Source organism: Zarconia navalis LEGE 11467, assembly GCF_015207075.1.
GTDB classification, from domain to species: domain Bacteria; phylum Cyanobacteriota; class Cyanobacteriia; order Cyanobacteriales; family Geitlerinemataceae; genus Zarconia; species Zarconia navalis.
Map to the genome: position 1 here is coordinate 1 of NZ_JADEXN010000334.1, position 6,079 is coordinate 6,079.

Genomic DNA, 6,079 nt, shown 5'->3' on the forward strand with positions numbered 1-6,079 from the left:
GTACGGGACGATCGTCTCTGGATGTCCGCTGTTTCCTTCAGAATTGTTTTGTCTGGATTTGCCTTGGAGAGTCACCGAACAACGGAGCAAAGGGACAGCCGAGGAAGTGCGGTTTTGGTGGAAATACGCCGAAGATAATTCCTCTTGGCTGCCGGATTTTCTGGTGACCTTCTGGGCGTGGTTTGTGGAGTCGAAAAAGTCCCAATTGATGATAATTCTGTTCGCGCTCTCCGTCCCGATGACTTGGAGAATTTTAAGCGTGTCGGAGCGTCATCGACGATGGGAATACACCTGCGCGATCGCCTTGGGATTTGCCGGCATGATATTTATTCTTACCCAAAGTCCGTTAATTCGATTCGGCTTAGGATACTTTATCCTAATTCCCTCTTTGTGGAGCGCCCGATGCGTATTGCCGCAGATTCAAACATCCCCTCAGACATCAAGAGGGTTTTTCAGCCGTCACCTGTTGAAATTAGGTCAGTATCTCACAGCCACTCAGACAATGGTACTGTTGCCGACGCTCTTTGCCGTCGCGGCGATCGCCCTTTGCGACCCCCGTCATCTGGGCGATCGCCTGTTCCTCCCTCCCCACTTGCCCAGGGTTGAACTCGAGCGCGATACGAATAACGGGATTGAGTACGTCCGTCCGGTGGATTCGATCCAATGCTGGGCGAGCGAGCTTCCTTGCACGCACTATGCCCTCAATTCTGACATCGTGCTTCGCGAACCCGCATCGGGTATTGGAGTGGGATTTAAATTAACGGATTGAGCATTGCTCGAAGGTCAAGCTTGTGTGCCGCTTGTCAAAGGTAACGGGGAGGGAAAGCATTTCCTTGTCAGCTCAACCCTTCTTCTCCCACCGCTTACGATTGGCTGTTCGCTGATATCTCTACTCCCTCATCTAGGGTGATACCTTCTAGATTTGCCCCCTCAAAATTAGTATCTGTCAGATTGGCTCGGCGCAGGTTAGCCCCCTGCAAATTGGCTCCGAGTAAATCGGCTCCTTGTAAATTGACTCGCTGCAGGTTTGCTAATTTTAGATTGGCCCCTTGAAGGTTCGCCCCTTGCAAGTCCGAACCCCGTACGGCAGCTCGTTCTAAAATTGCGCCCCGCAAACTCACCCGTTGCAAATTGACCCCGAGCAAAATCGCCCCGAGTAGATTGGCTCCTTGTAAATTCGCCCCTCGCAAGTTGGCTCCTCGCAGAATCGCCCCTCGCAAATCGGCTCCCCGCAAGTTGGCTCCTCGCAAAATCGAGCCGCGAAAATTCGCACCGAGCAAAATCGCTTCTCGTAAATCGGCTCCCCGCAGATCTGTTCTGCGCAGGTTACCTTGTTGCAAATTCGCCCCGTGGAGATCGACGCTGCGCAGGTTGACATCTTGCAAGTTTGCTTCGAGTAAATTGACCTGTTGCAGGCTGGTTCGCTGTAGGTTAGCCCCTTGTAGGTTAGCCCCTTGCAAATTGGCTCGTTGGAGGTTGGCGTCGCGCAAATCGACCCGTTGGAGATTGGCACCGCGCAGATCGACTTCTTGCAGGTTGGTGCCGGTAAGATTGGCTCCGAAGAAATTGGCTTCGTACAAATTTTCGAGCGGCAGCGCGCAGTTGTGTAAATCCAGAAAACTGAGACATTCCAATAGGATGTCGCTATGCCACCCCGTTCTGTGACTTTTGAGTCTCGACATCCAAGCGGCGAAGACTTCCGGGGAGGGCCACTGAATATGGGAAATGCTTTGGGTAAAGCGAGCGCACAGATTTAAGACAGCCAGGAGTGCTTCTTCTGCATTGCGAGCCAGTCGGCTTTCTTCGTAGTAGGAGGGTCGAGGATCGAACAGTTCCATGGGCATACCGCGCTCGAGCATAAATTCGATCGCCCCGCATAAGGTTTGCTGCCATTGGCTGACTCGATCGAAAATCTGTAACTGAATTTCGTTTTCGATAAATGTGAAGATATTGCGATCTAGAGGGACTGCGCCGCAAACCATCGCCCAGTGCTTGAGGGCTTCTCGCTCGTCCCAACCTTCATCTGGATCGCTGCGGCAACGTTCTAGATTGCTCCGAAGGCGCTGCACTTCGCGCACGATGCGTCGGGCGACGAGGTATTCTCCAAAGCTAGTGTGGGTAAACTCTAATGTGGTGTCGTCGAGCAGTTCGACAGAATTTCCCTCGCGATCGTGCTTGAAGTAGAATGTCCCGAAAAATCGCGTTAAGCCGCTGTCCGAGTCTGTCCGCACGCGCCGCACCAGTCGTTCTAAACCTCGTTTTTGACAGTGGCGTTGGAGTTGGAACCAGGAAATTTGACCGTTGCAATGCCAGATCGCTAGGGCAATTTCTTCGAGAAGTCGGATAAAATCGGGTTGCGATAGCTCGGAAGGAGAAGAACGATCGCCTATCCAATCGCGCTCGTAAACCACCTCTAGTAAATCTGCATAAATTAAATTGAGGTTGAGTTTATCCCCAAATTCAACTTTTCCTCGGGTAAAACTTAGGGCAACGAAGTAATTGAGTAGAGGGTTGGCTGTAATCGCCACTAAATTCCCTCGATTTAAAACCTGGGGAATTTCATCCTCGTTGCGACCGGAGGCTTTACTGTAGCGCTCCCACCAGATCTGGCGCAAATCTAAATTGAGTAAGTCGTCTGGATCGACATAGATGTAACTGGGTTGGGATTTTTGGGAAGCGGGAATAAAGTAGGGAAGAAGATGTAACGTTTGCTCGTTGCTCGGAAAACGACCTCGATTCCCAGAGATCGAAAAATCGGCTCCACTGAGCAAAATTTGAAGGCGGGTACTTCGGTAATTTAACCATTCTAGTTTTTGCTCGATCTCTTGGAGAAATTTTTTTTTCGTTTCCAGATCGGATCGTCCGGAAATTTTTAATTCGTCAAATCCATCAAAGATAATTAGCGTTCGAGATTCGCCCATCTCGAGATCGAGAGGATTGTCTGTTAAAAATTGATTATCGCGGACAAAAGCTGCGACGGCTTCAATTAGGTCGATTTCAAGATTCAATTGATGTAACGGAACGAGCAAAACTGGAAACTTGACTTTTCGAGCTTGTTTTGCCGCAAAAAATTGACAGAACGAAGATTTGCCACATCCAGGTTTAGCAGCGATCGCCCGCAGGGCATCTCCAGGATCGGCTTTATTCAACCATGCTTCTAGTTCTATTTCTAAGTCAATGACTCGGCGCTCGATTTGAGTCTGTCGCTCCCAATCTAGAGTCAGTTCTGGCTCTTTTATTTCGTAGTAAGCTCTTAGGGAAACGTACACTTGTTTTAAACCAATTTCGGAAAAAAACATCGGTGCGTACACTTGTTCTTGGAGCCAACCTCGATAACGCTGCCATCCTCGTTCTCGTTCGATCGCATCTGAGAATGGTGTATCGATTTCTTCTTTTAAGCAAGTATAGTCACGAGAACGAGCTTGCCATTCTTCTGTTAATGCTAATAAAAACCGATCGGATAAACGGGTAACAATTCCTCGAGAGAGACTTTCCTCAATCCCAAATATTTGTAACCATTGACAGATCGGCTCTTGAATCTTATCTAAAATTGATAATTCTTTGGGACGAGTGAATAGATCGGAATCGACCTGAAAAGAAAAGGCTTCTAACGATTCATCTAATGAGTGATAAAATGCTTCGATTTCCTGAAACTCGATTTTTCGCTCGAGAAGTTCTTCGCGCTCTTTTACAACAGAAAATAAAGTGCGAATTAAGGCACGATAAATCAGTAACCATGCAATTTGACTGATGTCGGATTGCCAAATGACTGCTGCTGACTCATCGACCAGCTCGGACTTTATATTGTCTCCACGATCGAGCGAATCCTCAAGGACAGATTGAGTTAACGCTTTAAAAACAAGTTTAAAGCTAGATTTTAAAGGTCGATTCCAATCTATAATTTGCTTTCGGACAGCTCGTATTTTGGAGTTTCTAATCATTTAAGCAATTTGCAATCGGTTTTTAAATTCTCTAAAAATTGGCCCGAGCGAGGATAACTTCACAAATTTGATTCGATAAACCGAACTTTGATTGCAAGACTAACACCTCATTTGTCGATCGTTTTTGATTCCACTTTCGAGTTGACGATCCTCGAACGCTTCGATTTTAGAGGTCTAGATTATAATTTGACACAAAGATTCGATCGTGCCAACTGGGGTTCGATCTCCCTTGAGTTTTTCCACTGATGCTGTAATTGAAAATCGATCGTCGATCGGTAATATTGTGAAGCGAACGTGTAATATCAAGTTCGGTTGAGTACCGATAATTCACAGTAAAGCGAGCTGGGGGAGCTGGGAAAGTAACGAACTCTCCGAACTCGATCTCAAGATGGATCGATGTTCGTTGGCAATAGTAACTTCGATCGCCCAAATCTCGGTCGCAGTTCCATCGAGAATAGATGATGATGCCGTGTCAGACTTGTCGATCGACCGTGGCTTGGGACAGTCCTTCCCGAGCGAATGCTTCTAACTCCGAGTCGTTGACTTCGAGCGCGATCGCCAAACTGCGCTCGAAAAGTGTCCTGGCTTGGGGTAAATCCCCCAAACCCAGGTAGGCATAACCCAAGAATGCCAGAACTTCGCCAACACCTCGCCGATCTCCCGTTTCTTGAAATAAACGCAATGCCTGTTGTAATGACTCTTCGATCGCCGCTCGTTCCTGCCGCTCCCGAAGCTGTTCGATACCGCTGCGCAGAAGTGTTTGAGCTTCGTCGCGACGGCGAGTTCGGGCATCTTGGGCGATCGAGAGGCCGTTTTGGGCAGTTGCGGTCATTTGCTCGTCTTGGAGTTCCTCTGCAATCGCCAGACTCTTTTCAAAGGAGGCGATCGCTTCAACTAAATCTCCTAAGACAAATGAGGCAAATCCCACACTTCCCAACGCATTTCCCTCCCCAGCGCGATCGCCAATTTCTCGGGCGAGGACAAGACTCTGGCGGCTGTAGTCGAGCGCTCGATCGATATTGCCCATAATATTATGTACGGCTCCGAGGCTATTGAGATCGGACACCTCCCATTCTCGATTGCCTATTGCACGGGAAATCGCCAGCGCTCTTTGGTGGTATTCCAATGCGGTGGGATAGTCGTTGAGGAACTCGTATGCCATTGCCAGATGAGTCAGCGCTCTTCCCTCTCCCGCACGATCGCTTTCTTCTTTAAAAAAATCGAGAGCTTGTTGAAAGGATGCGATCGCGCCTTGTGCGTCGGCATTTTGGAGTTGTGCCATCCCGCGCTCTAGCAGTTGCTCCCCTATATCTGCCGTATCCTCAATTTCAGACTCCTGAGAGACTAACTCTGCCGATACCGAGGGACGGAGAAACCATGATGCACCCCCAAATCCCAGCAAACTCGGCGTAACGAACAACGGAACCGCACCTCGAAAAAAAAACTTCAAATGCATGAGATACCATACTCGACACTGCTACCGTCATTTATTGTATCGAGTCCCCGTTCTCCGCTTTTGTTGAGGACATCGGAGGCTTCGGGAGACTTCGGAAGCATCGAGAGCTGAACTCCAGTCATTAAAATTCCCCATTTTTCCCGTTTCCTCCGCTTCTCCAATTTCCGCCAATTCTCCTCCCGATCTCCGCGTCACCGCGTCTCCTTTCTAAATTCCGTGCTTCCGACGCGCAATTGCCAGATATCAACCTTGCAAAAACCGCACCAACTCCTGTAACTTCTCCCATGCCGCGCCGCTTTCGAGAATATCCTGGGCTTTGGCAACCCCTCGCTCGTGTTCTCCCAGGGCAACTGCCCCCGCCACCTGAAGTGCCAGAGATGCATTCAACGCCACCGCATCTCGCTGCGCCTCGGTTCCCTTTCCCTGGAGGACATCGGTCAAAATCTCGACGTTTCGCTCGACTTCTCCCCCGCGCAGTGCCTCTGTTGGGGCGATCGATAAGCCACAATTTTCGGGATTTAATGCCGTTTGCGTCACTTTTCCATCGCAGAGAATCGCTAAATCTGTCAAATCCGCTAACCCCGCCTCGTCGAGCTTTTCCCGTCCGTGGAGGACGATCGCCTTTTCGAGTCCCAGTTCTCCTAATGCCCGAGCAATGGTTTCGAGCAGGGCCGGATCGTAC

4 protein-coding genes and 1 pseudogene are annotated in these 6,079 nt (G+C 49.3%); 1 reads left to right on the forward strand and 4 read right to left on the reverse strand.

The features are described from left to right. Positions 1 to 769 (forward strand): DUF8201 family protein (locus IQ235_RS16205; protein WP_264322477.1); only part of this gene is annotated, 769 nt, incomplete at its 5' end. Positions 770 to 863: 94 nt separating this feature from the next. On the opposite strand, the gene IQ235_RS16210 is transcribed toward IQ235_RS16205, so the two are convergent. From IQ235_RS16210 to IQ235_RS16225, 4 genes and pseudogenes are all read right to left on the reverse strand, one after another. Further along, on the reverse strand, positions 864 to 3,941 hold the full coding sequence (locus tag IQ235_RS16210; protein ID WP_264322478.1) for a pentapeptide repeat-containing protein: 3,078 nt from the start codon (positions 3,939 to 3,941) through the stop codon (positions 864 to 866). A 472-nt stretch (positions 3,942 to 4,413) separates the two neighbouring features. Next, positions 4,414 to 5,397 carry a tetratricopeptide repeat protein gene (locus tag IQ235_RS16215; protein ID WP_264322479.1) on the reverse strand — a complete coding sequence of 328 codons (984 nt, stop codon included), beginning with the start codon at positions 5,395 to 5,397 and terminating at the stop codon, positions 4,414 to 4,416. Then, entirely contained in the window at positions 5,388 to 5,519 is a 132-nt protein-coding gene (locus tag IQ235_RS16220) for a hypothetical protein (RefSeq protein ID WP_264322480.1), read from the reverse strand. Before IQ235_RS16220 ends, IQ235_RS16215 begins: the two co-directional genes overlap by 10 nt. A gap of 121 nt (positions 5,520 to 5,640) precedes the next feature. After that, positions 5,641 to 6,079, reverse strand: a pseudogene (locus IQ235_RS16225) (anthranilate phosphoribosyltransferase); the annotation flags it as partial.

What these genes read in the sequence shown, in the direction of transcription:
- IQ235_RS16220 (WP_264322480.1), bottom strand. Translation starts at nt 5,519, where the DNA reads ATGACTGGAGTTCAGCTCTCGATGCTTCCGAAGTCTCCCGAAGCCTCC.
- IQ235_RS16215 (WP_264322479.1), bottom strand. Translation starts at nt 5,397, where the DNA reads ATGCATTTGAAGTTTTTTTTTCGAGGTGCGGTTCCGTTGTTCGTTACG.
- IQ235_RS16210 (WP_264322478.1), bottom strand. Translation starts at nt 3,941, where the DNA reads ATGATTAGAAACTCCAAAATACGAGCTGTCCGAAAGCAAATTATAGAT.